At 72.5% G+C, this 25150-nt stretch carries 23 protein-coding genes; 16 read left to right on the top strand and 7 right to left on the bottom strand.

Annotation, left to right across the window (positions count from 1 at the left end):
- Positions 1 to 77: 77 nt before the first annotated feature.
- The 7 genes from ACLQ2X_RS03615 (at position 78) to ACLQ2X_RS03585 (ending at position 8959) form a co-directional block, all read left to right on the top strand.
- Positions 78 to 1616 carry an ABC transporter substrate-binding protein gene (locus ACLQ2X_RS03615; RefSeq protein ID WP_425679459.1) on the top strand — a complete coding sequence of 513 codons (1539 nt, stop codon included), beginning with the start codon at positions 78 to 80 and terminating at the stop codon, positions 1614 to 1616.
- On the top strand, positions 1616 to 2560 hold the full coding sequence (locus tag ACLQ2X_RS03610) for an ABC transporter permease (RefSeq protein WP_425679458.1): 945 nt from the start codon (positions 1616 to 1618) through the stop codon (positions 2558 to 2560). The genes ACLQ2X_RS03615 and ACLQ2X_RS03610 overlap by 1 nt, the downstream gene beginning before the upstream one ends.
- Entirely contained in the window at positions 2557 to 3438 is an 882-nt protein-coding gene (locus ACLQ2X_RS03605) for an ABC transporter permease (protein WP_425679457.1), read from the top strand. Before ACLQ2X_RS03610 ends, ACLQ2X_RS03605 begins: the two co-directional genes overlap by 4 nt.
- Positions 3435 to 4502: an ABC transporter ATP-binding protein gene (locus tag ACLQ2X_RS03600; protein ID WP_425679456.1), complete on the top strand. Its 1068-nt coding sequence runs from the start codon at positions 3435 to 3437 to the stop codon at positions 4500 to 4502. Before ACLQ2X_RS03605 ends, ACLQ2X_RS03600 begins: the two co-directional genes overlap by 4 nt.
- A complete protein-coding gene (locus tag ACLQ2X_RS03595) occupies positions 4499 to 5602 on the top strand; it encodes an ABC transporter ATP-binding protein (protein ID WP_425679455.1) in 1104 nt (367 codons plus the stop codon). The genes ACLQ2X_RS03600 and ACLQ2X_RS03595 overlap by 4 nt, the downstream gene beginning before the upstream one ends.
- Positions 5603 to 5632: 30 nt before the next feature.
- Positions 5633 to 7411 (top strand): gamma-glutamyltransferase family protein, encoded by a 1779-nt coding sequence (locus tag ACLQ2X_RS03590; protein WP_425679454.1) that lies wholly within the window; start codon positions 5633 to 5635, stop codon positions 7409 to 7411.
- A gap of 75 nt (positions 7412 to 7486) precedes the next feature.
- Positions 7487 to 8959, top strand: a complete 1473-nt coding sequence (locus tag ACLQ2X_RS03585; protein WP_425679453.1) for a M1 family metallopeptidase — start codon at positions 7487 to 7489, stop codon at positions 8957 to 8959.
- A gap of 60 nt (positions 8960 to 9019) precedes the next feature.
- On the opposite strand, the gene ACLQ2X_RS03580 is transcribed toward ACLQ2X_RS03585, so the two are convergent.
- The 5 genes from ACLQ2X_RS03580 to ACLQ2X_RS03560 form a co-directional block, all read right to left on the bottom strand.
- Positions 9020 to 9790, bottom strand: a complete 771-nt coding sequence (locus ACLQ2X_RS03580; RefSeq protein WP_425679452.1) for an FkbM family methyltransferase — start codon at positions 9788 to 9790, stop codon at positions 9020 to 9022.
- A gap of 170 nt (positions 9791 to 9960) precedes the next feature.
- Complete coding sequence (locus tag ACLQ2X_RS03575) at positions 9961 to 10341, bottom strand: YccF domain-containing protein (protein WP_425679451.1); 381 nt, start codon at positions 10339 to 10341, stop codon at positions 9961 to 9963.
- A 37-nt stretch (positions 10342 to 10378) separates the two neighbouring features.
- Entirely contained in the window at positions 10379 to 11191 is an 813-nt protein-coding gene (locus tag ACLQ2X_RS03570) for an ABC transporter ATP-binding protein (RefSeq protein ID WP_425679545.1), read from the bottom strand.
- 26 nt (positions 11192 to 11217) lie between these two features.
- The gene (locus ACLQ2X_RS03565) at positions 11218 to 12240 is read right to left on the bottom strand and encodes a FecCD family ABC transporter permease (protein WP_425679450.1); all 1023 of its coding nucleotides are present in this window, start codon (positions 12238 to 12240) and stop codon (positions 11218 to 11220) included.
- Entirely contained in the window at positions 12237 to 13187 is a 951-nt protein-coding gene (locus ACLQ2X_RS03560; RefSeq protein WP_425679544.1) for a FecCD family ABC transporter permease, read from the bottom strand. Before ACLQ2X_RS03560 ends, ACLQ2X_RS03565 begins: the two co-directional genes overlap by 4 nt.
- Before the next feature lie 192 nt (positions 13188 to 13379).
- On the opposite strand from ACLQ2X_RS03560, the gene ACLQ2X_RS03555 reads away from it, so the two are divergent.
- From ACLQ2X_RS03555 to ACLQ2X_RS03540, 4 genes are all read left to right on the top strand, one after another.
- On the top strand, positions 13380 to 14414 hold the full coding sequence (locus tag ACLQ2X_RS03555) for an ABC transporter substrate-binding protein (RefSeq protein ID WP_425679449.1): 1035 nt from the start codon (positions 13380 to 13382) through the stop codon (positions 14412 to 14414).
- 103 nt (positions 14415 to 14517) lie between these two features.
- Positions 14518 to 15627, top strand: a complete 1110-nt coding sequence (locus ACLQ2X_RS03550) for a M24 family metallopeptidase (RefSeq protein ID WP_425679448.1) — start codon at positions 14518 to 14520, stop codon at positions 15625 to 15627.
- On the top strand, positions 15624 to 16769 hold the full coding sequence (locus ACLQ2X_RS03545; RefSeq protein ID WP_425679447.1) for an acyl-CoA dehydrogenase family protein: 1146 nt from the start codon (positions 15624 to 15626) through the stop codon (positions 16767 to 16769). Before ACLQ2X_RS03550 ends, ACLQ2X_RS03545 begins: the two co-directional genes overlap by 4 nt.
- Positions 16770 to 16858: 89 nt before the next feature.
- Positions 16859 to 17365, top strand: coding sequence for an Lrp/AsnC family transcriptional regulator (locus ACLQ2X_RS03540; protein ID WP_425679446.1), 507 nt, complete (start codon positions 16859 to 16861; stop codon positions 17363 to 17365).
- On the opposite strand, the gene ACLQ2X_RS03535 is transcribed toward ACLQ2X_RS03540, so the two are convergent.
- Positions 17295 to 17906: a histidine phosphatase family protein gene (locus ACLQ2X_RS03535; protein ID WP_425679445.1), complete on the bottom strand. Its 612-nt coding sequence runs from the start codon at positions 17904 to 17906 to the stop codon at positions 17295 to 17297. The genes ACLQ2X_RS03540 and ACLQ2X_RS03535 overlap by 71 nt on opposite strands.
- 149 nt (positions 17907 to 18055) lie before the next feature.
- On the bottom strand, positions 18056 to 19450 hold the full coding sequence (locus ACLQ2X_RS03530) for a KamA family radical SAM protein (protein WP_425679444.1): 1395 nt from the start codon (positions 19448 to 19450) through the stop codon (positions 18056 to 18058).
- 144 nt (positions 19451 to 19594) lie between these two features.
- Between ACLQ2X_RS03530 and ACLQ2X_RS03525 the strand changes: the two genes are divergently transcribed.
- The 5 genes from ACLQ2X_RS03525 (at position 19595) to ACLQ2X_RS03505 (ending at position 25040) form a co-directional block, all read left to right on the top strand.
- Positions 19595 to 20656 carry a zinc-binding alcohol dehydrogenase gene (locus ACLQ2X_RS03525; protein WP_425679443.1) on the top strand — a complete coding sequence of 354 codons (1062 nt, stop codon included), beginning with the start codon at positions 19595 to 19597 and terminating at the stop codon, positions 20654 to 20656.
- A gap of 4 nt (positions 20657 to 20660) precedes the next feature.
- Positions 20661 to 22232, top strand: a complete 1572-nt coding sequence (locus tag ACLQ2X_RS03520) for an amidohydrolase (RefSeq protein ID WP_425679442.1) — start codon at positions 20661 to 20663, stop codon at positions 22230 to 22232.
- Complete coding sequence (locus tag ACLQ2X_RS03515) at positions 22229 to 23788, top strand: lysine 5,6-aminomutase subunit alpha (RefSeq protein WP_425679441.1); 1560 nt, start codon at positions 22229 to 22231, stop codon at positions 23786 to 23788. The genes ACLQ2X_RS03520 and ACLQ2X_RS03515 overlap by 4 nt, the downstream gene beginning before the upstream one ends.
- Positions 23789 to 23898: 110 nt before the next feature.
- Positions 23899 to 24654, top strand: coding sequence for an OAM dimerization domain-containing protein (locus ACLQ2X_RS03510; RefSeq protein ID WP_425679543.1), 756 nt, complete (start codon positions 23899 to 23901; stop codon positions 24652 to 24654).
- Complete coding sequence (locus tag ACLQ2X_RS03505) at positions 24651 to 25040, top strand: hotdog domain-containing protein (RefSeq protein WP_425679440.1); 390 nt, start codon at positions 24651 to 24653, stop codon at positions 25038 to 25040. The genes ACLQ2X_RS03510 and ACLQ2X_RS03505 overlap by 4 nt, the downstream gene beginning before the upstream one ends.
- Positions 25041 to 25150 lie beyond the last annotated feature (110 nt).

The following is a 25150-nucleotide window of genomic DNA, read 5'->3' as shown; positions in this document are numbered from 1 at the left end:
GATTCGTTTGACATCGTCCAGCTCGGAGATAAGACTCGCCGGAACTTTCTTTGTCCGGAAAGTGGCTAGGGGGGCCCGTGTCCAGGAAAAAGCTCGGCGTGTTCGGCGCCGCACTGACGCTCACGGTCGGCGTCCTGTCCGGATGCACCGGCGGTGAGGCCGTCGACGTCGGCGGGGGAAGCGGTGGCGGCGCCGCCGGCGGTGTGCTCAACGCGGCGATCGGCGGCGAACCCGACCAGCTCGACCCGCACAAGACCTCGGCCTACTACAGCTTCCAGGTGCTGGAGAACGTCTACGACACCCTGGTCGAGCCGGACGCGGACCTGAAGATGGTGCCGTCGCTGGCGACGAAGTGGACCACAAGCGCCGACCAGCTCACCTGGACGTTCACCCTGCGCGAGGGGGTGAAGTTCTCCGACGGGTCGCCGCTGACCTCCGAGGACGTCGTCTACTCCTTCGAACGGATCATCAAGGAGAAGCTGAACAACGCCTACAAGTTCGCCACCGTCAAGTCGGTCACCGGGCCCGACCCGACCACCGTGGTGGTGACGCTGAGCGCGCCCACCCCCAACCTGCTGGCCAACCTCGGCGGGTTCAAGGGCGTGGCCATCGTGGAGAAGTCGAACGTGGAGTCCGGCGCGGCGAAGACCGCCCCGGTCGGCAGCGGCCCGTTCAAGGTGGCCGGCTACACCTCCGGCGACAGCGTCAAGCTGGTCCGCAACGACGCCTACTGGGGGGAGAAGCCGAAGCTGGACGGCGTCACGTTCACCTTCGTCAAGGACCCGACCGTGGCGCTGCAGAACCTGCGCAGCGGCCAGGTCCAGTGGACCGACAACCTGCCCCCGCAGCAGGTCAAGTCGCTGCAGGACGGCGACGACCCGGTGGTCAAGTCGGCGCCCTCCACCGACTACTGGTACGTGGCGCTCAACGAGGCGCGCAAGCCGTTCGACAACCCCGAGGTGCGCCGCGCCATCGGCTACGCCCTGGACCGGGAGGCGATCACCAAGGCGGCCAAGTTCGGCCTCGCCACGGTCAACCAGACCGCCATCCCGAAGGCCAGCGCCTACTTCTACGACTACGCGCCCTACACCCACGACCCGGCCAAGGCGCGGCAGATGCTCGGCCAGGCCGGCGTGGCGAACCTGAGCCTGGACCTCATGGTCACCAGCGAGTACCCGGAGACGGTCACCGCCGCGCAGGTCATCGCCGCGCAGCTCAAGGACGTCGGCGTCACCGTGAAGATCCGTACGCTGGACTTCGCGCAGTGGCTCGACGAGCAGGCCAAGGGGAACTTCGACGGCTTCATGCTCGGCTGGCTGGGCAACATCGACCCGGACGAGTTCTACTACGCGCAGCACCACAGCAGCGGCACGTTCAACTTCCACAAGTACCGCAACCCGGCGACGGACAAGCTGCTCGACGCCGCCCGCACCCAGACCGACCAGAACGCCCGCAAGCAGGCGTACGAGCAGGCGGCGAAGCAGATCGTCGACGACGCCAGCTACCTCTACCTCTACAACCCGGACGTGGTGCAGGGCTGGTCGACGAAGGTCTCCGGCTACGACGTGCGCACCGACCGGGCGATCCGGTTCCGGTCGGTCACCCTGGCCAAGTGATGGCCCGCTTCGTCCTGCGGCGGACACTCCAGTCGGCGGTGGTGCTGGTCGGGGTGACCCTGGTGGTCTTCCTGCTGCTGCAACTGGTGCCCGGCGACCCGGTCCGGGTGGCGCTGGGCACCCGGTTCGACCCGCAGACGTACGAGGCGTTGCGGGCCCGCGCCGGTCTCGACCAGCCGTTGCCCGTGCAGTACGCCAGCTACCTCGGCCACGCGGTCACCGGTGACCTGGGGGTCAGTTTCCGCACCGGCCAGCCGGTCACCCAGATCGTCCTGGAACGGCTGCCCGCGACGCTGTCGCTGGCGATCACCGCGGTGGTGTTCGCGCTGCTCGTCGCGTTCCCGCTGGGCATCCTCGCGGCGGTGCGCAGCGGCTCCGCGGTCGACCACGCCGCCCGCGTGTTCAGCCAGTTCGGCGTCTCCGTGCCGGACTTCTGGATGGGCATCATGGGCATCCTGCTGTTCGCCGGCGTGCTCGGCTGGCTGCCGCCCTCGGGTTACGTGGCGCTCACCGAGGATCCGGGGCGCTGGGCCACGCACGTGGCGCTGCCGGCGGTCACCGTCGGTCTGGTCACCGCGTCGATCCTCACCCGGTTCATCCGCTCCTCGGTGCTGGAGGTGCTCTCCGCCGACTACGTGCGCACCGCCGAGGCGAAGGGCCTGCGCAACCGGGTGGTGATCCTGCGGCACGTGCTGCGCAACGCGCTGATCCCGGTGGTCACCGTGGTCGCGGTGCAGCTGGCCAGCCTGCTCGGCGGCGTCATCGTCATCGAGGTGCTGTTCGCCTGGCCCGGCATCGGCCGGCTCACCTTCGACGCCGTGCAGGCCCGCGACTACCCGGTCCTGCAGGGCGCGGTGCTGCTCGTCGCCGCGTTGTTCCTGTTGGTCAACCTGCTGGTGGACATCCTCTACGCCCGCCTCGACCCGAGGATCACGGTCAAGTGAGCGCCGCATCGGAGAGCACCGGCCGCCGGGTCCTGACAGCGCTGCGCCGCGACCCGCTCGCGGTCGGCGGCACCATCGTGCTGGCGCTGCTGATCGTGGTCGGCGTCGCCGGCCCGTGGCTGGCCCCGGCCGGCGTCAACGACGTCGACGTGGACCAGATGCTGCGTCCGCCCAGCGGGGCGCACCCGTTCGGCACCGACGAGTTGGGCCGCGACGTGCTCAGCCGGGTGCTCGTCGCCGCCCGGGTGTCGTTGCAGGTCGGCGCGGTGAGCGTCGGCATCGCGCTGGTCGCCGGCGTGACGCTCGGGCTGTTCGCCGGCTACTACGGTGGCTGGCTGGACAGCGTGCTCATGCGTGGCATGGACGTGCTGTTCGCGTTCCCGGTGCTGCTGCTGGCGGTGGCCATCGTGGCCGTGCTCGGCCCGGGCCTGCTCACCGCCATGGTCGCCATCGGCGTGGTCTACACGCCCATCTTCGCCCGGATCACCCGCGCCGGGGTGCTGTCGGTACGCGAGCAGGTCTTCGTCCGGGCCGCCGTCTCCATCGGCGCCTCCGACCTGCGCATCATGCGCCGGCACGTGCTGCCGAACATCGCCGCGCCGCTGATCGTGCAGACGTCGCTGTCGTTGGCGTTCGCGATCCTGTCCGAGGCGGCGCTGTCCTTTCTCGGCCTGGGCATCCAGCCACCCGCGCCGGCGTGGGGGCGGATGCTGTTCGACGGGCGCGGGTTCGTCACCGACGCCTGGTGGCTGGGCGTGTTCCCGGGCGCGGCGATCTTCCTCACCGTGCTCGCGTTCAACCTGGTCGGCGACGCGCTGCGGGACGTGCTCGACCCGCGCCAGCTCACCCTCAGCGAGGCCCGCAGGAGCACCGCATGACCGAGCGAACCAGCGTGCCCGGCCCGACCGACCGGACCGGCGCCACCGACCCGACCAGCCCGACCGGCACGAGCGACCCGACCGGCACGAGCGACCGGCCGGTGCTGTCCGTGTCGGACCTCACCGTCACCGTCGGCACCCGCCGCGGCCCCGCCCACGCCGTCGCCGGGGTGTCCTGGCAGGTGCGGCCGGGGGAGACGTTCGCGCTGGTGGGGGAGTCGGGCAGCGGCAAGAGCATGACGCTGCTGGCCGCCACCGGCCTGGCGCCGCGCGCGGCCACGGTCACCGGCCGGGTGCGGCTGCTGGACACCGAGCTGACCGAGCTGCCCGACCGCCGCCTCCGCAAGCTGCGTGGCCGGCACGTCGGGTTCGTCTTCCAGGACCCGATGACCTCGCTGAACCCGGTCCTGCCGGTGGGCCGGCAGGTCACCGAGGCGGCCGAGGAACACCTCGGACTGACCCGGCGGGCCGCCCGCGACCGGGCGGTGGAGCTGCTCGACCTGGTCGGCATCCCGTCGGCGGCGCGGCGCGTCGGCGCGTACCCGCACCAGTTCTCCGGCGGCATGCGCCAACGCGTCGCCATCGCGATGGCGCTGGCCTGCGAGCCGGACCTGCTGATCGCCGACGAGCCGACCACCGCGCTCGACGTCACCACCCAGGCGCAGATCATCGAACTGGTCGCCGACCTGCAGGCGCGGCTGGGCACCGCCGTCGTCTGGGTCACCCACGACCTGGGCGTGGTCGCCGGCATCGCGGACACGGTCGCGGTCATGTACGGGGGGCGCATCGTCGAGCAGGGCCCGGTCGACGCGGTGTTCGACACGCCGACCCACCCGTACACCCGGGCGCTGCTGGCGGCGCGGCCGGACCCGGCCCGGCGCGGGGAGGACCTGGTGGCCATCCCCGGCGCCCCGCCGAGCCCGCTGGACCTGCCGCCGGGCTGCGCGTTCTGGCCGCGCTGCCCGGTGCGCGCCGACCCCCGCTGCGAGCACGAACTGCCCCCGCTGACCCCGGTCGGCGTCGGGCACACGGTCCGCACCTTCTATCGTGGAGAGGCCGAATGAGCGTCGACACCCCGGCCGCGGACGTGGTCGCCGAGCTGGACGACCTGGCGGTGCACTTCCCGACCCCGGCCGGTGTGGTCCGTGCCGTGGACGGGGTCACCCTGGCGGTCCGCCGGGGTGAGACGCTCGGGCTGGTCGGCGAGTCGGGCAGCGGCAAGTCCACCGCCGGCCTGGCGCTGCTGCGCCTGGTCGACCCGACCTCGGGTCGGGTCCGGGTCGCCGGGACGGACGTGACCCGCCTGTCGCGCCGTCGCCTGCGTGGCATGCGCCGCCGCGTCGCGATGGTCTTCCAGGACCCGCAGGCGTCACTGGACCCGCGCCGCACGGTCGGCGACAGCATCGCCGAGCCGTTGGCCGTGCACCGGCTCGTCACCTCCGCCGCCGCCCGGCGGACCCGGGTGGCCGAACTGCTGGACCTGGTCGGGCTGCGCGCCGACACCGCCGACCGGCATCCGCACGAGTTGTCCGGCGGCCAGCGCCAGCGGGTCGGGGTGGCCCGCGCGCTGGCCGGCGAGCCGGACCTGATCGTCCTGGACGAGCCGATCGCCTCGCTGGACCTCAGCGTCCAGGCGCAGATCATGAACCTGCTGCGCCACCTGCAACGGGACCTCGGCCTGACCTACCTGTTCATCGCGCACGACCTGGCCGCCGTGGAGCACATGAGCGACCGGATCGCGGTGATGTACCTGGGCCGCATCGTCGAGACCGGCCCACCGGAGCGGATCTACCACCGGCCGGCCCACCCCTACACGGCCGCGCTGCTGTCCGCGGTGCCGGTGGCCGATCCGCGGGTCGAGCGGCAGCGCCGCCGCATCGTGCTCACCGGTGACATCCCCAGCCCGGTGGACCCGCCCAGCGGGTGCCGGTTCCGTACCCGCTGCCCGCAGGCCCGCCCGGCGTGCGCCGAGACGGACCCGGCGCTTGCCGAGGTCGGTCCCGACCACCACGCGGCCTGCCTGTTCCCGCTCGACGGCGAGCGCGCCGACGCCGTGCCGGCGCCGCGCGCCGAGACCGGGCAGGCACAGCGCACCGAGACCGGGCAGACGCCCCGCGAAGGTGCCGTCCCGACGCAGGGCGACGGTGCCGCAGATCCCGCGTAGGCTCGCCGGGCCGAGGGCGAGGAGCCGCCGATGACGTTCACCACCCGGCCGACGCTGCGCGGCACGTTCGGCATGGTCTCCTCCACGCACTGGCTGGCCAGCCAGTCGGCGATGGGCGTGCTGGAACGCGGCGGCAACGCGTTCGACGCCGCGGTCGCCGCCGGTTTCGTGCTGCACGTGGTGGAACCACACCTCAACGGCCCGGCCGGCGAGGTGCCCGCGGTGCTCGCGACCGCCGCCGACCCCACCCCGCGGGTGCTCTGCGGTCAGGGGCCGGCCCCGGCAGGCGCCACCGTGGCGCACTTCCGCTCGCTGGGCCTCGACCTGGTTCCCGGTGCCGGCCCGCTCGCCGCGGTGGTGCCCGGCGCGGTGGACGCGTGGCTGTTGCTGCTGCGCGACCACGGCACCCGCACCCTGGCCGAGGTGCTGGAACCGGCGATCGGCTACGCCACCGCCGGTCACCCGCTTGTCGGCGCGGCCGGGCAGACCGTCGCCCGGGTCCGGTCGCTGTTCACCGAGCACTGGCCGACCTCCGCGCGGGCCTGGCTGCGCCACGGCCGCCCACCGGCGCCGGGGGAGATGGTCACCAACCCGGAGTACGCGGACACGCTGCGCCGCCTCGTCGACGCCGGGCGGGCCGCCGGGCCGGACCGGGAGACGCAGATCGAGGCGGCCCGGCGCGCCTGGCGGGAGGGGTTCGTCGCCGAGGCGATCGACGCGTTCAGCCGGCTGCCGTTCCGGGACTCCAGCGGCCGGGCGCACGCCGGCCTGGTCACCGGCGACGACCTGGCCGGCTGGTCGGCCACCTGGGAGGAGCCGGTCACCCTGAACTGGCGCGGGCACACGGTGGCGAAGACCGGCTTCTGGGGCCAGGGCCCGGTGCTGTTGCAGACGCTGGCGGTGCTCGACGCGCTCGACGACCCCCGTGCTCTCGACCCGTCCACGGTGGACGGCGTCCACGCCCAGGCCGAGGCGCTCAAGCTCGCCTTCGCCGACCGGGAGGCGTGGTACGGCGACACCGACGTGCCGGGCGACGTGCTGCTGTCCGCGGCGTACGCCGGCGAGCGGGCCGCGCTGGTCGGTGACCGGGCCTGCGCCGAGCTGCGTCCGGGCAGCCCGCAGGGCGCGTCGCCCCGACTGCCCGGGCACCTTCGCGCCGGGCGGTCCGTCCCGCAGGATCCGAGCACCGGCGAGCCGACGGTACGGGCCGACGGGGTGACCCGCGGCGACACCTGCCACGTCGACGTGGTCGACAGGTGGGGCAACATCATCTCGGCCACGCCGAGCGGCGGTTGGTTGCAGAGTTCGCCCACCATCCCGGAGCTGGGGTTCCCGCTGGGCAGCCGCTTGCAGATGTGCTGGCTGGAGGAAGGGCTCGCCTCGACGCTGCGGCCGGGCCGGCGTCCGCGTACCACGTTGTCCCCGACGCTCGTGCTGCGCGACGGCGAGCCGATGCTGGCCTGCGGCACCCCCGGCGGCGACCAGCAGGACCAGTGGCAGCTGCTGTTCCTGCTGCGGCACCTGGCCGGCGGGCAGGAGTTGCAGCAGGCGATCGACGCCCCTGCGTGGCACACCACCAGCCTGCCGGCGTCGTTCTACCCGCGGGAGATCGAGCCGGGGGTGCTGGTGGTGGAGGACCGGCTCGACCCGGACGTGCTGGCGGGGCTGGACGCCCGGGGGCACACGGTGCGCCTGGCCGAGCCGTGGAGTCTGGGTCGTCTCTGCGCGGTCGCCCGGGATCCCCGCACCGGTGTGCTGTCGGCCGCCGCCAATCCCCGGGGCGCGCAGGGCTACGCCTGCGGCCGTTGACCCGCCGCGGCGGGTGTGTCGACCGGGCTCCGACGGCGCCCCCACGGAAATCGATCATTACCGTATGGTGCGCTGATGCGTCACCGCGTACCTCTGATCATGCTTCTCGGACCATTGCTCGTCGCCGGGTGCACCACCGACCCCACCGACCCGGAAGCCACCCCGTCCGCCCCCACGGCCACGCCGAGCCCGACCGCCCCCGCGGTCGACTACACCGTCTGGCAGGCGGGCCGTTCCACCCCGGTGGCCGACAAGGTCTATCCGGCTCGGGGCACCGACGCGCTTGACGTCCTGCACTACGACCTGGAGTTGGACTGGGCCCCGTCGACCAAGACCCTCACCGGCACCGCCACGCTGCGGATCCGGCCGGTCGAGAACGCGCCGAGCCTGGTGCTCGACTTCATGCCATACCAGGTCGACGGGGTGACTGTGGACGGCTCCCCGGCCCCCGGCGCGGTGGCCCGGGAGAAGCTCACCGTGACCGCGCCGGTCGTCGCCGACCAGCCGGTCACGCTTGTGGTCAAATACCACGGCAGCCCGAAGACGACGCCGATGCCGTCGCAGCGCAAGGACGTGGAGGCCCTGGGCCTGACCGTCACCAAGGAGGGCGGGCTCTGGACCATGCAGGAGCCGTTCGGCGCCCTGACCTGGTATCCGGCGAACGACCAGCCGTCCGACGAGGCCCTCTACGACATCCGGGTGACGGTTCCGGCGGGTTGGTCGGCGATCGCCAGCGGCACGCCCGCCGGGCAGTCCGGCACCACGTTCACCTACCGCAGCACCGATCCGGTGGCGACGTACCTGACCACCCTGGCGGTGGGGAAGTACCAGAAGCTGACCGCCACGGGGCCGCGCGGCATTCCGCTTACCTACTGGTACCGCAAGGGTGTCGACGACAAGCTGGTGCCCTACCTGAAGAAGTCCCCGCAGTACCTGACCTGGCTGGAGAAGAAGTTCGGCCCGTACCCGTTCCCCTCCGGCGGCGTCGTGGTGGTGGACTCGGCGTCGGGTATGGAGACCCAGCAGATGATCACGATGGGCGGGAAGATCGAGAACACCCGGGCCCGGCGCGACCGGTGGGGCAGCGACGTGGTGCACGAGTACGCCCACCAGTGGTTCGGTAACTCCGTCACCCCCACCACGTGGACCGATCTGTGGTTGAACGAGGGGTGGGCCAGCTACGCGCAGGACCTGTACACCCAGGAGACCCTCAAGCTGAGTGACGCCAGCCTGGACCGCTATCTGAGCGCCGCCGACGCGGCCCTGCGCAAGAAGCTGGGTCCGCCCGGCAAGCCCGACCCGAAGAGATTCGCTGAGGGTAACGTCTACCTCTGCTCGGAGGCCATGCTCCACGAGATCCACAAGCAGTTGGGGGACAAGGCGTTCTTCGCGCTGGCCCGTGCCTGGGTGCAGGAGCAGCGGAACACCCAGCAGGACCGGGCGTCGTTCATCGCCTTCGTCAACAAGCAGACCGGCCGCGACTTCACCAAGCTCATCGACACCTGGCTCGACTCGAAGACCACGCCGAAGAAGATCACCGTGGCGTGACGCCGTACCGGAGGGCCCGAAGGCGTCGGGCCCTCCGGACGAGCCCGCCGGGCCGCAGCGTCAGGGGCGGGCGTAGACGTCGCCGGAGTTCGCCTCGTCCGGCAGTGCCCGCAGGTACGCGGCCACCTCACCGGCCGGTCGCCATCCCGGCAGGGCGAACGTCGTCTCGTCGCCGAGCGCCACCGTGAACCCGGTGAAGCCGAGCGCGGTCAGCCGCGCCAGGCAGCGGGTCGCCAGGTCGCGGGCGATGGTGGTGAACTCGAAGGACAGCGCCGGCACCGGCCGGCTCAGCCCGGCCAGCACGGCGTCCTCGAAACCCTCCACGTCGATCTTCACGAACGCCGGGACGCCGTACGCGTCGACGAGCGTGTCGAGGGTGGTGCCGGGCACCTCGATCTGCGCGTCCCACGTCTCGTCGGCCCAGCCGGGGGCGCCGTGGGCGGCCCGGACGAACCCGGGTGAGGCGGTGGAGACGGTGGGGTTGGCGGAGTTGACGTGCAGTTGTACCGGCCCGGAGGTGCGGCCGCAGGCCGCTGCCACGATCGTCACCGCGTCGTCGTCGGCGTGCAGGGCGCGCAGCACCCGGACGCACGACGGTTGCGGCTCCACCGCCACCACCCGTGCGCCGAGGCGCCGGAAGCTGTCGAGCCGGTCACCCACGTGGGCGCCGATGTCGAAGACGAGGTCCCCGGGGCGCACCAGCGGCGCGTAGATCGCGTCCAGGCCGGCGTCGCGTTCCGGGTCGCCGTGGTAGAAGTCCAACGACCGGCGCAGCCCGGCCAGCGTCGGGTCCGCCTTGAGCGCTTCGATCACCGCGTCTCGACCTTGCACGTTCTCGACGGTAGCCCACTCGGCGGGCACCCGCGCAGCGCCGACACCCCAGCCTCCTAGGACGCTCTACGGGTAGTGCGGCCGGTCACCACGACAGGGCGAGCACAAAAGCGGCACGCCGTGGGCCCGGCAGCTCGACGCCACCGGGCCCACGGCGTGCTGTCCCCAGGTCAGGGGGCTTCGACGACCTCCTGGCCGAGCGGCCACAACGCCGCCGGCACCAGCTTGAAGTTGGCCACCCCGAACGGGATGCCGATGATCGTCACGCAGAGCGCGATGCCGGCGAGGATGTGCGACAGCGCCAGCCACCAGCCGGCCAGCACGAGCCAGAGCACGTTCGCCAGGCCGGAGGGGATGCCGGCGCCCGGCTTGGAGACCAGGGTGCGGCCGAACGGCCACAGCGAGTACGAGGCGAGGCGCAGCGAGGCGACGCCGAACGGGATGGTGACGACAAGCAGGAAGCAGATCAGGGCGGCCACGCCGTAGCCCAGGGCCAGGACGAAACCGCCGCCGAAGACGAGCCAGAGCAGGTTCAGCAGGAAGCGGATCACCTCTTCATGATGGCCGGGGTGCGCAAGTCCGCGCGGTTCAGGCGGGGGCGGTGCTGCGGCGTCGGGCCGCCGGCACCACCAGCGGGACGCCGTCCTCCGGGTCGTCGATGATCCGGCAGGGCAGCCCGAAGACCTCCTCAACCAGGTCGGCGGTGACGATCCGGCGGGGCTCGCCGGCGGCCACCACCCGGCCGTCGCGCATGGCGATCAGGTGGGTGGCGTACCGGGCGGCCTGGTGCAGGTCGTGCAGCACCGCGACCAGGGTGCGGCCCTGTTCCTCGTGCAGCCGGGCGCACAGGTCCAGCACCTCGACCTGGTGGGCGATGTCCAGATAGGTGGTCGGTTCGTCGAGCAGCAGCAGCGGCGTCTGCTGGGCCAGCGCCATGGCGATCCACACCCGTTGCCGCTGCCCGCCGGACAGTTCGTCGACGGGCCGGTCGGCCAGCTCGGTGACGCCGGTGTCGGCCATCGCCCGGTCGACCACCCGCTCGTCCTCCCGGGACCACTGCCGTAGCAGCCCCTGGTGCGGGTAGCGGCCCCGGGACACCAGCTCGGCGACGGTCAGCCCGTCCGGGGCGGTGGCCGCCTGGGGCAGCAGCCCGAGGGTGCGGGCGACCTGCCGGGCCGGCCGGCGGTGGATGTCGGCGCCGTCGAGCAGCACGGTGCCCCGGGTCGGGCGCAGCAGCCGCGCCAGCGCACGCAGCAGCGTGGACTTCCCGCACGCGTTCGGCCCGATGATCACCGTGAATGAGCCGTCCGGGACGGCCACCGTGAGGTCCTCGGCCACCGTCCGCCGGTCGTAGCCGAGCGTCAGTTCCTGGGCGACCAGCCGGGGGGTCTCGGGTGGCATGGTGGTTCCCTTCTCGTCCGGTCCGGTCATCGTCGGCTCCCGCGTTCCCCGGCCAGCAGCCAGGCCAGGTAGGCGCCGCCGAGCACGCCGGTGACCACGCCGACGGGCAACTGCCGGTCGGTGATCGCGTGCATGGCCACCTGGTCGGCGGCGAGCAGCAACGCGGCGCCGACGATCGCCGACGGCAGCAGGTTCGGTCCGGGGGCGCGGGTGAGCCGGCGGGCCAGGTGTGGCGCGGTGAGCGCCAGGAAGGAGACCGGGCCGGCGGCGGCCGCGGCGACGGAGACCAGCAGCACCGCCGCGCCGAGGGCGGCCGCGCGGACCGCCCGTACCGGTACGCCGAGGCCGGCGGCGGAGTCGTCACCCATTTCCAGCAGCCGCAGTGCCGGCGCCCGGGTGAGCAGGACGGCGGGCAGCAGGACGACGAGCGCGGCGAGTACCGGCACGGCGTTGGCCCAGCCCCGGCCGTCGAGGCTGCCGGTGAGCCAGAGCGCGGCGCGGGCGGCGTCCATGAGGGGGGCGCGGGTGAGCAGCCAGCCGTTGACGCCGGTGAGGATCGCGGTCACCCCGATGCCGATGAGTACGAGGCGGTGCCCGCCCATGCCGTGCCGGCCGGCGAGGGCGTACAGCAGCAGTCCGGTGGCGAGCCCGCCGACGGCGGCCGATCCGGCGAGCGCGGCGCTGCTGCCGCCGGCGACCACCACGACGAGCGCGCCGGTGGCCGCGCCGGAGGTGACGCCGAGCACGTCGGGGCTGCCCAGCGGGTTGCGGGTCAGTGACTGGAAGACCGCGCCGGCCAGGCCGAGGGCGGTGCCGACGGCCAGCGCGGTGACCATCCGGGGCAGGCGCAGTTCGGTGACGATGAACCGGTCGGCGGGGTGGCCGCCGCCGCCGAGGACGCGCAGCACCTCGGCCGGGGGGATGGGCTGGTCGCCGGCGCCGACGGCGAGCACGGCGAGGCCGCAGACGAGCAGCGCGCCGGTCAGGCCGACGGCGAGGGCCCGGATCCGCAGGCGCAGGGACAGCCCGGCCAGTCGCAGGACGATCACGGTCGGGCCACCCGTCCGCGCCGGACCAGATGCAGGAACAGCGGTCCGCCGATCACGGCGGTGACCAGGCCGACCTGGAGTTCACCGGGGCGGCCGAGGACCCGGCCGACGACGTCGGCGGTGAGCAGCAGCACCGGGCCGAACACCAGGCACCAGGGCAGCAGCCGGCGCGGGTCGGGGCCGGTGAACGCGCGTACCAGGTGGGGGGCGAGCAGCCCGACGAAGACGATGGGGCCGCAGGCGGCGGTGGCCGCGCCGCAGAGCAGCGTGACGGCCACGATCACCACCCCCCGGACCAGGTTGGGGTTGGCGCCCAGCGCGCGGGCCGAGTCGTCGCCGAGGGACAGCGCGGCGAGCGGGCGGGTGACGAGCAGCGCGAGGACCAGGCCGAGGAGGATGAACGGCAGCAGTCGTGGCACGGTGTCGGTGCGGGCGCCGGCCAGGGAGCCGACGGTCCAGAAGCGCAGCCGTTCCAGCGAGGCGCTGTCGATGAGCATGACCGCGTTGACGTAGGAGTACAGGGCGGCGTTGAGCGCGGCCCCGGCGAGGGCGAGCCGGGCCGGGGTGGCCTGCGGGCCGCCGGCGATGGTGTGCACGGCGACGGTGACGGCGGCGGCGCCGAGCAGCGCGTACCAGATCTGGTGGTCCAGGCCGGAGACGCCGAGCAGCAGGGTGGCGGTGGCGACCGCGGCGGACGCGCCGGCGTTGATGCCGAGCAGGCCCGGGTCGGCCAGCGGGTTGCGGGTCAGCGTCTGCATGGCCGCGCCGGCGACGCCGAGGGCCGCGCCGGCGGTGAGGCCGAGCAGGGTGCGCGGCAGGCGTCCCTGGTGGACCACCGCGTACGCGGGGTGGTCGGGGTCGGTGAGGCCGTGCCAGACCTCTGTGGGGGACAGCGGGTTGGCGCCGAAGGCGAGGCTGAGCCCGGCGACGGTGGCCAGAAGCAGCAGGCCGAGCGCGGGCGCGGCGACCCGGAGTCCGCGCCGTCGGGTGGACGGCCGGGCGGCGGGGGCGTCGCTGCGGGGCGGCGTGACGACGGACAGGGTGGGCTCCGGGGGCGGCGACTTGACAGCGGGTTAGGTTAGGTTAGCCTAACGGCGCTGTCCGTGGTCGTCCGCGTCCCCGCCTGGAAAGACATCGCCATGCCCGATATCCTCTCCGGTCCCCGGCTCTCCCGCCGTGGCCTGCTCGCCGCCGGCGCCGCCGGCCTGACCGCCATGCTCGCCGGATGCGGCGGGGACGGCGACGACACCGGCGCCGGCGCGAAGTCGACAGGCGGGCCCTGGACGTTCACCGACGATCGGCCGCACAAGGTGGACGCCGACGCCCGACCGGGCCGGATCGTCGCGTTCACAGGTGTCGCGGCGGCGCTTGTCGACTTCGGACTCGACGCGCAGATCGCGGGCGTGTTCGGGGAGACGAAGAAGAGCGACGGCAGCAAGGAGGCGCAGGCCGGCGACATCGACGTGGACCGCGTCGAGATCCTCGGCAACGCGTGGGGCGAGTTCAGCCTGGAGAAGTACGCCGCGCTGCGCCCCGACCTGCTGGTCACGCACATGTACGACCCGGGCGCGCTGTGGTACGTGCCGGACGAGAGCAAGGACAAGATCCTTCCGCTCGCCCCCGTCGTGGCGGTCACCACCGCGCGGGTGCCGATGATCCGCCCGATCGAGCGGTACGCCGAGCTGGCCGCGTCGCTGGGCGCGGACCTGGGCGCCAAGAAGGTCACCGACGCCAAGGCGCGGTTCGAGGCGGCTGCCGAGTCGGTGCGTCAGGCGGTGAAGGCGAACCCGGGCATCAAGGTGATGGCGGCCTCGGGCAGCCCGGACCTGTTCTACGTCTCCAACCCCAAGATCAGCACGGACCTGATGTACTTCGCCGAGTTGGGCGTGGACATCGTGGTGCCCACGAAGCTGGAGCAGGGTGACTACTTCGAGGCGTTGAGCTGGGAGAACACCGGCAAGTTCCCGGCCGACCTGATCCTGCTGGACAACCGGGCGACCGCGCTGCAGCCCAAGGACCTGGCGGCCAAGCCCACCTGGATGCAGCTGCCCGCGGTCAAGGCCGGGCAGGTCGTGCCGTGGGACGCGGTGCCGCGCTTCTCCTACGCCGGGGCCGCGCCGCTGCTGGAGAACCTGGCCACCGCCATCCGGGGCGCCAAGAAGATCGTCAGCTGACCCCGGGCCGGTCTGGCCCGGGGCACGGGCGCGCTCGCGCCCGTGCCCCGGTGCCGTGGTCGCCGCCTCCCGCCCGCACCCAAACGACCGTTAAGCTACCGGGGTGGGAATCGATGACCTTTACCCCGCCGGGCGGCTGGCCGAGGCCCGACGCGCCACCGCCGCGGCCGGCCTGGACGCGCTGCTGCTCACCCCCGGGTCCGACCTGCGCTACCTGACCGGCTACGACGCCCGGGCGGGGGAACGACTCACCTGCCTGGTGCTGCCCGTCGAGGGCGACCCCACCCTGATCGTGCCGGTGCTGGAGCGCCCGGACGCCGAGGCGGCGCCCGGGCGTGGATACCGGATCGTCGACCACGCCGACGGCGTCGACCCGTGGCCGTTGGTGCGGGCCGCGCTGCCCGGCCCGGTGCGGGCCGTCGGGCTGGCCGACCGGATGTGGGCGCAGCAGGTCCTCGCCCTGCGCGCCGTGCTGCCCGACGCGGCCCAGCGGCTCGCCTCCGACGTGCTGCGCGAGATGCGCATCCGCAAGTCGCCGGCCGAGGTGGCGGCGCTGGCCGAGGCGGGCGCCGCGATCGACGCCGTGCACCGGCGGATGGGACAGTGGCTGCGCCCCGGCCGCACCGAACGGGACGTCGCCGCTGACCTCGCCGCCGCGATCCGGGCCGCCGGGCACGCCGAGGTCGACTTCGTCATCGTGGCCGCCGGCCCGCACGCGGCCAGCCCGCACCACGGCACCTCGGACCGGCCGATCGGCGCCGGCGAGCCGGTGGTGGTCGACATCGGCGGCACCATGCCGTCGGGCTACCGTTCCGACTGCACCCGCACCTACGTCGCCGGTGACATGCCGCCGGCCGAATTCGTCGACTACTACGAGGTGCTGCGGGAGGCGCAGCGCGCCGCGGTGGCCGCCGTCCGCCCCGGGATCACCGCCGAGGCGCTCGACGCGGTAGCCCGCGACCGCATCGCCGCCGCCGGGCACGGCGACGCGTTCCTGCACCGAACCGGCCACGGCATCGGCCTCGACGGCCACGAGGAGCCGTACGTGGTCACCGGCAACTCCCGGCCGATCGAGGCCGGCATGGCTTTCTCGGTCGAACCGGGGATCTACCTCGCCGGGCGGCACGGCGCCCGGATCGAGGACATCGTCGTCTGCACCGCGGACGGCGGACAGCGGCTCAACACCACCCCCACGGAGCTCATCGCGCTATGAACGTCGACCGGATCCTGCCCACCGACGAGGCCCGCGACCTGCTGGACCTCACCACCGAGATCGCCGACCGGGAGCTGGCCCCGAAGGCGGCCGGGTTCGAACAGCGCGCCGAGTTCCCCCGGGAGGTGCTGCGCACGCTTGGCCGCGCCGGGCTGCTCGGCCTGCCGTACCCGCAGGAGCACGGCGGCGCGGCCCAGCCGTACGAGGTCTACCTGCAGGTGTTGGAGATCCTCGCCGGCCGGTGGTTGGCGGTGGCCGAGGCGGTGAGCGTGCACACGCTGTCCTGCTACCCGCTGGCCCAGTTCGGCACCGACGAGCAGCGCGGCGCCCTCCTGCCGGACATGATCGGCGGGGAGCTGCTCGGCGCGTACTGCCTTTCCGAGCCGCAGGGTGGTTCGGACGCGGCGGCGATGACCACGCGGGCGGTCCGCGACGGCGACGGGTACGTGGTCAGCGGCACCAAGGCGTGGATCACCCATGCCCAGGTCGCCGACTTCTACAACATCTTCTGCCGCACCGGCGGGCCCGGGCCCAAGGGCATCTCCTGCCTGTTGGCCGACCGGGCCACGCCCGGCATCCACCCGCAGGCCGCCGAGCGGACCATGGGCCTGCACGCGTCCCCGGTCGCGCAGGTCGCCTTCGACGACGCCCGGGTGCCGGCCGAGCGGCTGATCGGCGGCGAGGGCGTCGGGTTCACCATCGCCATGTCGGCGCTGGACTCCGGTCGCCTGGGCATCGCCGCCTGCGCGGTGGGCCTGGCCCAGGCCGCCCTGGACTACGCAATCGGCTATGCGCGCGAGCGTCACCAGTTCGGCCGGGCGATCATCGAGTTCCAGGGGCTCGGGTTCAACCTGGCCGACCACGCCACGCAGATCTCCGCCGCCCGGGCGCTCATGCTGGCCGCGGCCCGGCTGCGCGACGCCGGCCGCCCGTACTCGATCGAGGCGGCGAAGGCGAAGCTGTTCGCCACCGACGTGGCGATGCGGGTGACCACCGACGCGGTGCAGGTGCTCGGCGGTGCCGGCTACGTCGCCGACCACCCGGTGGAGCGGTACATGCGGGAGGCCAAGGTGCTGCAGATCGTCGAGGGCACCAACCAGATCCAGCGGCTGGTGATCTCCCGCGCGCTCGCCCGGGGTTGACCCGTCCACGACCGTCCCGGCCCGCCGTGCGTCCCACCCCGGCGGGCCGGGTAGGGCGTGGGAGCGCTTTTCCGGCTAGTGTGCACCGGGTGGAGGAGACCGACCGTGCCATCGTCGCCGCGTTGAGCGGCGACGGGCGGCTGTCGTACACGGACCTCGCCGAGCGGGTGGGTCTGTCCGTGTCGGCCGTGCACCAGCGGGTTCGCCGGCTGGAGCAGCGTGGTGTGATCAAGGGTTATGCCGCGCGGGTGTCCTTCGAGGCGCTTGACCTGCCGCTCACCGCGTTCGTGGCGATCCGGCCGTTCGACCCGTCCCAGCCCGACGACGCGCCCGAGCGGTTGGCCAGCCTGCCCGAGATCGACTCCTGCTATTCGGTGGCCGGGGAGGACTTCTACATGCTGCTGGTGCGGGTGGCCGGTCCGGCCGACCTGGAGCGGCTGTTGCAGGAGATCCGCACCGCGGCGAACGTCACGACCCGCACCACGGTGGTGCTCTCCACGCCGTACGAGAACCGGCCGCCGAAGATCAGTGCCGAGCTGCCCGGTCGGGGGCGGGTCCGGTCGGCGACGGAGCCGGCAGGTTCCACCGCCGGATGACCCGCCGCTCGTGTTCGTGACCGAGCACGCTGAGCGTGGCGGTGTCCAGGCGCAGCAGCCCGCCGGCCGAGGGCGGCAGCCCGATCCAGCGTGCCCCGAGCACCCGCAGGCTGTGCCCGTGTCCGACCAGCGCGACGTCGCCGTGGTCGAGCAGCGGGGTGACCCGGGCCAGGACCCGGTCCAGTCGGGCGCCTACCTCGGCCGGTGACTCCCCGCCGGGGCCGCCGTCGGCCCAGATGGCCCAGCCGGGCCGCTCCTGCTGGATGTCCGCGGTGGTGCGCCCCTCGTAGTCGCCGTAGTGCCACTCGGCCAGGTCCGGGTCGGTGGCGTCGACGGTGAGCCCGGCCAGGTCGGCGGTGCGGGTGGCGCGTTGCCGTGGGCTGGACAGCACCCGGACGACGTGCCGGCCGGCGAGCAGGGGAGCGAGGGCGCGGGCCTGCCGCTCGCCGTCGGGGGTCAACGGCAGATCGGTGTACGAGGTGTGCCGGTGGCTCGCGCTCCACGTGGTCTCGCCGTGCCGGATCAGCAGGATCTCGCTCACCCGCCCAGTCAACCACGCTCCGGCGAGATCGCACGCCGATGCACCTTCAACCTATTATCCTAGGACGCTTTACGGGATGTGCACCGCAACGCTCACACAAAAAGCTCCCGTCGCCGACAAGCGGCGACGGGAGCTCAGTACCAGGAACCTCAGTCGTCGCGGTGCGCCAACCACCAGGCCTGACCGGCCTCGGGCAGGGCGTCGATCGGGTCGTAGTAGGCGTAGCGCTTGTTCAGCGCCTCCAGGTCGGCCGACTCGATGGACGTGCGGTAGTTCTTGGTCCAGTAGGAGATGCCGCGCTCACGGTCGTAGTCGGTGAGCATGTGCACCCAGCGCTTGCCGACGAACGGCACGTCACAGACGATCCGCGGGGTGGCGTAGCCGGGCAGGTAACCCATGATGTCGTGCTGGAGCTGCTGGGCGTGCCACACCGGGACCCGCCAGTGCTCGGCGTTGGGGATCATGTCGCACATGTAGAAGTAGTAGGGCAGGATGCCCGCCTCGCCCTGCAGCGCGAAGCACAGGTCCAGCAGGTCGGCGCTCGTGGCGTTGACGCCGCGCATGAGCACGCCCTGGTTGCGCACGTCGCGTACGCCGACGTCGAGTGCGGTCTGCGCGGCCCTGGCGACCAGCGGGGTCAGCGACTGGGCGTGGTTGACGTGGGTGTGGATGGCCAGGTTGACGCCGCGCCGGGAGGCGGTGCGGGCGACCCGTTCGAGGCCCTCGACCACATCGGGCTGCAACCAGTGTTGGGGCAGGCCCATGAGGGCCTTGGTGGCGAGCCGGACGTCGCGGATCGTCTCGATCTCCAGCAGGCGCATGAGGTAGGACTCGAGATTGCGCCACGGCACGTTGGCGACGTCGCCGCCGGAGACGACCACGTCACGCACGCCCGGGTGGGCCTTGAGGTAGGCGATGTGGGCGTCGTAGCGGTCGACCGGCTTGAGGGTGAGCTTGAGCTTGTCGACGGCGGGGGTGGAGTTGCCGACGAGGTCCATCCGGGTGCAGTGCCCGCAGTACTGCGGGCAGGTGGAGAGCAGCTCGGCGAGCACCTTGGTGGGGTAGCGGTGGGTGAGCCCTTCGGCGACCCACATGTCGTGCTCGTGCAGGCTGTCGCGGCTGGCGTACGGGTGGGAGGGCCAGTCGGTGCGCCGGTCCGAGGCGACCGGGATCATGTAGCGGCGTACCGGATCGGCGAGCAGCGCCTCGGTGGTCATCGGGGCGAACGGCACCATCGTGTTGAGCATCTGCGGCGGCACCAGCATGGACATGGTGGCCAGGGCCTTCTGGTCGGCCTCGACGTCGGCGTAGAAGGTCTCGTCGACGGTGTCGCCGAGGACGGCGCGGAGCTGCTTGATGTTCTTGACGCAGTTGACCCGCTGCCACTGGGCGCTCTCCCACTGCTCGCGGGTGACGTGGCGCCAGCCGGGGAAGCGGGTCCAGTCGGGTTCGACCAGGGGCGCGCGCCGGTATTCGTAGGGCTGGCCGGCGGCGGGGGCGTGGCGGGGCGTCGGGATGGTCTCCACCGGTTGGGTCTGGGTCACGGCCCCTCCTCGTCAGCGGTTCGGTTGATCAATGACTTGCGAAGGCTACTGGAAAATCTGCGGTGAAGAAATTATTCTGCCGTAAGTTTTCCCGCGACGCGAGTTCTGGTCGGGGGTTCGAGCGGCTGGATGGAGGAGGTCGGCGTGACGTCACCTGTGGGTCTGCACCGAGTCGTGGAACCGGTGGGGGTGCTTCCGCAGGCCGCCTGGCGGTTGGACCCCGATCCGCGGATCGCCGCGAACGAGGTGCGGATCCGGGTCGAGCGGCTCAACCTGGACGCGGCGAGCTTCCGGCAGTTGGCGCAGAAGCACGGCGGGGACGGGGAGAAGATCCGTGCTGAGGTGCTGGACATCGTGTCGACCCGGGGGAAGATGCAGAACCCGGTGACCGGGTCCGGCGGCATGCTGATCGGCACGGTGGAGGAGGCGGGACGCCGCTCGCCGCTGGGGCTGAAGGCCGGCGACCGGGTGGCGACGTTGGTGTCGTTGACGCTGACGCCGTTGACGATCCTGGACGGGTTGGCGCGGTGGGACGGGCGCAGCGAGCAGGTGCCGTGTGACGGGCAGGCGATCCTGTTCGCCAGGTCGATCGCCGCGGTGCTGCCGCCGGACCTGCACCCGGAGTTGTCCCTCGCCGTGCTTGACGTGTGCGGTGCGCCGGCGTTGACGGCGCGGGTGGTGGCCGAGCAGGTGGCGCGGCGGTCGCGGGAGGGTGATCCGCGTCCGGTGGCGGTGGCGGTGATCGGGGGCGCGGGTAAGAGCGGGTCGTTGTCGTTGGCGGCGGCGCGGCGGGCGGGCGCGGGTCGTACGGTCGGGGTGGTGCCGGTGGCGGCGGAGCGCGACGCGCTGGCGGCGGCCGGGCTGGCCGGCGCGGTGGCGTTGGCCGACGCGCGGGATCCGGTGGGGTTGTCCACGGCGGTGACCACGGCGCTGGGGATGCCGGCGGACGTGACCGTGGTGTGCGTGGACGTGCCGGGGTGTGAGCACGGTGCGGTGCTGGCCACGGCGGACGGCGGTACGGTGATCTTCTTCTCGATGGCGACGAGTTTCGCGGCGGCGGCGTTGGGTGCGGAGGGCCTGGCGGCGGACGTGACGATGCTGGTGGGCAACGGGTACGTCCCGGGGCACGCGTCGCTGGCGTTGGAGTTGTTGCGGACCGAGCCGGGGGTCCGCGGCCTGTTCGAGGCGCGGTTGGCGGCAGACTGAGGTCATGACGAACCCCTCGACGCTGTATCGCGGCGCAGTGCTGCACTGTCCGGCCGAGCCGAGCGCGACGGCGCTGCTGGTGCGGGACGGGCGGATCGCCTGGTTGGGTGCGGACGCGGACGCGCCGGCCGCGGACCGGGTGGTGGAGCTGGGCGGTGCGCTTGTGACGCCGGCGTTCGTGGACGCGCACGTGCACGCGACGGACACCGGGTTGGTGTTGTCGGGGCTGGATCTGTCGGCGGTGCGGTCGGCCGGTGAGCTGTTGGACGCGGTGTCGGCGTTCGCGGCGGGGCTGCCGTCGGACGCGGTGGTGCTGGGGCACGGCTGGGACGAGTCGTTCTGGTCGGATGCGGCGTTGCCGGACGCGGCGGCGCTGGATCGGGCGGCGGGCGGCCGGCGGGTGTACCTGTCGCAGGCGTCGATCCATTCGGCGTTGGTGTCGGCGGCGATGGTGGCGGCGTGTCCGCAGGTGGTGGCGGCGGTCGGGTACGACGCGTCGGGGTGGGTGCGGCGCGACGCGCACCACGTGGTGCGGGCGGCGGCGTTCGGGTCGGTGACGCGGCCGCAGCGGGTGGCGGCGCAGCGGCGGGCGTTGGCGCATGCGGCGTCGTTGGGGATCGCGGCGGTGCACGAGTGTGGTGGGCCGGACATCTCCGACGAGGAGGACTTCACCGGGTTGTTGGCGATGTCCGGGGACGGGGTGCCGGAGGTGTACGGGTACTGGGGTGAGTTGCTGGGTGCGGCGCGGGCCCGGGACCTGGGTGCGGTGGGTGCGGGTGGTGACCTTTTCGCCGACGGGGCGTTGGGGTCGCGGACGGCGCACGTGTCGGGGGCGTACCTGGATGGGGAGCCCGGGGCGTGCGGGCACGGGTACGTGACGGCGGAGCAGGTGCGTGATCATCTGCTTGACTGCGCAGCGCACGGGATGCAGGGCGGGTTCCACGCGATCGGGGATGTGGCGATCGGGACGGTGCTGGCGGGGTTCGCGGCGGCGGCGGAGAAGATGGGTACGGAGCGGTTGCGGGCGGCGCGGCATCGGGTGGAGCACGCGGAGATCATGGACAAGGCGTTGATCGCCGGGTTCGTGGAGTTCGGGGTGGTGGCGTCGATGCAGCCGGCGTTCGACCGGTTGTGGGGTGGCGCGGGCGGGATGTACGAGTCGCGGTTGGGGTTGGCGCGGGCGTGGGAGTCCAATCCGATGGGTGCGATGCACGGGGTCGGGGTGGCGTTGGCGTTCGGGTCGGATTCGCCTGTGACGCCGCTGGATCCGTGGGGGTCGGTGCGGGCGGCGGCGTCGCATCACAATGCGGCGCAGCGGATGAGTGTGCGGGCGGCGTTCGCGGCGCACACGCGGGGCGGGTGGCGGGCGGTGCATCTGGACAGCGAGGGGGTGTTGGCGTTGGGCGCGCCGGCGACGTTCGCGGTGTGGGATGCCCCGGCGGGGGTGGAGCGGGGTTTGCCGGTGTTGTTGGCGGAGGATCCGGAGTTGCGGGGGGCGCAGGATCCGACGCCGCTGCCGGTGTGCCGGGCCACGGTGTTGCGCGGTGACGTGATCTATCAGGAAGGCGTTTCGTGACAGGGAAGCTTGGGCTTGATCCGGTGTTGGTGGCGCGGGCGCGGGAGTTGGCGCGTCGGGCGGGGCAGCCGGTGGTGGATCTGGCGCGTAGCCACACGACGGTGTCGGTGGAGCGTGCGGTGCTGCGGTTGGCCGGGGTGACGGGGGCGGACCCGGACGGTATTCCGTGGGTGAACCGGCTGGTGGACGCGGTGGTCGCGGATGTCGGGTTGGGCCATGGTGTGGCGGTGCCGGTGTTCGACGCGTTGGCGCGGGAGGGCATCGCTGATGTGACGTTGCTGGCGCAGAAGGCGGCGGCCGGGTCGGTGCGGTTCGACCTGCCGTCGGGGAAGGCGGCGACGGCGGCGCGGCGGGCGTCGCGCAGGGCGGTGGCGGCGGGGGTGCGGCGCATCGACCGGCGGCGGGCGGAGCGGGATCGGTTGGTGAAGCGGTTCGGGGATCCGCAGCAGCGACCGTGGATCTATCTGATCGTGGCGACGGGGGACATCTACGAGGACATTCCGCAGGCGCAGGCGGCGGCGCGGGCGGGCGCGGATGTGATCGCGGTGATCCGGTCGACGGGGCAGTCGTTGTTGGACTACGTGCCGGAGGGGGCGACCCGGGAGGGTTTCGCGGGCACGTACGCGACGCAGGAGAACTTCCGGTTGATGCGGGCGGCGTTGGACGAGACGTCGCGGGAGTTGGGCCGGTATGTGCGGTTGACGAACTACGCGTCGGGTCTGTGTATGCCGGAGATGGCGACGCTTGCCGGCCTGGAGCGGCTGGACATGATGCTCAACGACTCGATGTACGGGATCTTGTTCCGGGACATCAACCCGATCCGTACGTTCGTGGACCAGCGGTTCTCCCGGCAGGTGCACGCGCGGGCGGGGATCATCATCAACACCGGTGAGGACAACTACCTGACCACCGCGGACGCGGTGGACGAGGCGCACACGGTGACGGTGTCGCAGTTGCTCAACGAGTTCTTCGCGCACGAGGCGGGGTTGGCGGACTGGCAGTTGGGGTTGGGGCACGCGTTCGAGATCAACCCGGATCTGCCGGAGTCGTTCCGGTTGGAGTTGGCGCACGCGTTGCTGGCGCGGGAGTTGTTCCCGGACGCGCCGTTGAAGTGGATGCCGCCGACGAAGCACATGACCGGGGACGTGTTCCGGGGCAATCTGCTCGACGGGTTCTTCAACCTGGTGGGCGCCATGACGGGGCAGGGGATTCTGCTGGTCGGGATGATGACCGAGGCGGTCGTGACGCCGTGGTTGTCGGATCGGGACATCGCGGTGCAGAACGTGCGGTACGTGTTGGGCGCGGCGGGCGGGTTGCGGGAGGATTTCGTGCCGGCGCCGGGCGGGTTCATCCAGCAGCGGGCGCACCGGGTGCTGGGTGAGGCGGTGCAGTTGTTGGAGCGGATCGGGGATCAGTCGTTGTTGACGGCGATCGCGGAGGGCACGTTCGGGATCATGAAGCGGCCGGCGGACCGGGGGAAGGGCCGGGACGGGGTGGCCCGGCACGAGGGGGACTACTACAACCCGGCGACGGAGATCCTGGAGTTGCCGGCATGAGCGAGCGCACCGAGCGAAGCGAGGGCCGTGAGGGCATGCCCGGCCAAAACAGCATGAGCGAGCGCACCGAGCGAAGCGAGGGCCGTGAGGGCATGCCCGGCCAGCACAGCATGAGCGAGAAGACGGTCGTGCGGCCGTACGGGGACACCACGGGTGACGGCATGGTGCAGGTGTCGTTCACGTTGCCGGTGCCGCACGACAAGCGGGCCGAGGGTGCGGCGGTGCAGTTGGCGAACAAGATGGGCATGGACCCGGCGATGCTGGTGCACGCCAAGCCGATCAGCGACGGGTTCACGTTCTTCGTGGTGTACGGGCGGGTGAACCACCTGGTGGACCTGGCGAAGGTGCAGGTGGTAGAGCGTGACTACCCCTTGTTGTCCGCCAAGGAGGTCAACTCGGTGGTGAAGCGGCGGCTGCGCCGCAAGCTGTCGGTGGTGGGTGCGTGCATCGGCACGGACGCGCACACCGTCGGCATCGACGCGATTCTCAACGTCAAGGGCATCGCGGGGGAGAAGGGCCTGGAGTACTACCGGGAGTTGGCGGTGACGAACCTGGGTGCGCAGGTGAGTGTGCCGGAGTTGGTGGAGGCGGCCCGCCGGGAGCGCGCCGACGCGGTGCTCGTGTCGCAGGTGGTGACGCAGCGCGACGCGCATCTGCACAACACGCGGGAGATGTCGGCGGCGTTCCGGGAGGCGATGCCGGCCGGGAAGCGGCCGCTGCTGATCGTCGGTGGGCCGCGGTTCGACGAGACGATGACCGCCGAGTTGGGCGTGGACCGGATCTTCGGTCGCGGCACCACCCCGGGCGAGGTGGCCAGTTACCTCGTCCACGCGTTGATCACGTCGAGGAAGGCGAGCGTCGCATGAGTGATCCCCGGGTCGGTCTGACCGTCACCCACCGCCGGTACGTGCCGTACTCCCACGCCCACTACGCGGGGAACCTGGTGGACGGGGCGTACGCGTTGGGGTTGTTCGGTGACGTGGCGACCGAGGTGTGCATCCGCACCGACGGCGACGAGGGGTTGTTCGCCTCGTACGCCGATGTGCAGTTCCGGGCGCCGATGAAGGCCGGTGACGTGTTGGAGGTGACGGGGACGGTGACCCGGGTGGGCACCCGCAGCCGCACCGTCGACTTCGCGGCGACGGTGGTGTGCCGAGGTCGCCCGGACCGGGGTGAGTCGGCCGCGGAGGTGCTCGACGAGCCGATCGTGGCGGTAACCGCGACCGGCACGGTGGTCGTGCCGTCGACGTGAGCGCGAGGAGTGAGCCGGTTGCGAGCCCCGCAGCCGCGAACAAGGGACAGCCCGGCGTGAGCGCGAGGAGTGAGCCGGTGTTGCGAGCCCCGCAGCCGCGAACAAGGGAC

The sequence above is a fragment of the Micromonospora sp. DT31 genome (assembly GCF_049841795.1).
In the GTDB taxonomy this organism is placed as follows: domain Bacteria; phylum Actinomycetota; class Actinomycetes; order Mycobacteriales; family Micromonosporaceae; genus Micromonospora.
The sequence above is the reverse complement of the archived record's forward strand: the minus strand, read 5'-3'. Positions and strand labels throughout refer to the sequence as shown.